General features: G+C 59.5%; 2 pseudogenes. Both read left to right on the top strand.

The features are described from left to right. Positions 1–733, top strand: a pseudogene (locus tag EJP67_RS33785) (esterase/lipase family protein); the annotation flags it as partial. 36 nt (positions 734–769) lie between these two features. Then, a pseudogene (locus EJP67_RS33495) lies at positions 770–1,192 on the top strand (T6SS immunity protein Tli4 family protein); the annotation flags it as partial.

The raw sequence follows: 1,192 nt of genomic DNA, 5'->3' as shown, positions 1-1,192 counted from the left end.
TGGGGAGAAAGTCACGGCAGTGCTGGCCAACGCGCAGGGCGGTCTCGAACTGCTGCCCGCCGCCGCGTACGGCACGCAGTGGCTGCATGTGCAGGATCAGGAAGGCAACTTCCTCGCGCGGCTTCCGCAAGGCGATGCCGTGGAGGAGATCTATACGCAGGGGCCGGACAAGTGGTGGCGGTTGATCAATCCGGAGTGGATTGATCCGGCCGGGCAGCTGAAAAAGCCTCCAGGCGAGGGTGGCAAGACTGAAGAGCAGATCGGACCAAGTGCGACTATGGAGCGAATCAAGGATGCCATGAAGTTCGCCAACGCCATCGAACAGACCTTCCACGAGCGCACCTACGCTCACTACGGCAACGATCCGAAGCAATTGGCCTGGAACGAGGTGTCGTGGCGCGTGGTCGATGGGGATGCCGCGAAGGCGGGCGACCCGGCCAACTGGACGCTGCTGCCTGGAGAGAAAGGCGACAACAAGAAGGGCCTGCTGAAGGTGCGCGGCAACTACGGCACGGAGCTCATTCTGAAGCTGCAGCCGCCCCATGCTGCCGCCGACGGCACGGTGCCGGTCGAGCGCAGTGCCAGCAAGGTCAAGGCCAGGCTCAAGTTCGTCCAGCGCGGCTACGACCACCAGAACAGCTACAGGAACTCGGACGCCAACGCCTCGACTCTGTACGGCATCGTGCGCATCGCCACCGAATTCGACCCGGCGTGGTGGGACAAGAAGGACTGAAGTGCCCACTCCAATCATGAAGAAGGAAACAACCTGATGACGAACCCTCGCATCGAACGATTGTTCGAACACACCAAGCTGCTGTGCTTTGGGCGCTACGTATTGACCGTTCCCTCGGACTCGCGCCTGACCTTCGGACGAGACTTCCCGACTTTGCCCAATCAGGCCAAAGACATCGATAAGGTGATGGAGGCCGAGCGGGCGAAGATTTTGGCAAGAAACAAGACGGCCGAGATCAACTACTTCGGCAAAGGGCCAGTGGCAAATACGTGGTTGATTCGATCCTACAAAAGTGATTCGGCGAAGGAACTTGAGCTGGAGGGTTTTCGCATCTATCACGTTGTAGGGCCTCACATCTTTGCGGACGGCAGAGGAACAGCCAACGGAGCGACAGCGGATTCCATCATCCGAGACGCAATTGAAATCGCTCAGAATCTGCGTCCCCGAGAAACAGACGAG

The organism is Variovorax guangxiensis (assembly GCF_003952165.1).
Taxonomy (GTDB): Bacteria; Pseudomonadota; Gammaproteobacteria; order Burkholderiales; family Burkholderiaceae_C; genus Variovorax; species Variovorax guangxiensis.
The sequence above is the reverse complement of the archived record's forward strand: the minus strand, read 5'-3'. Positions and strand labels throughout refer to the sequence as shown.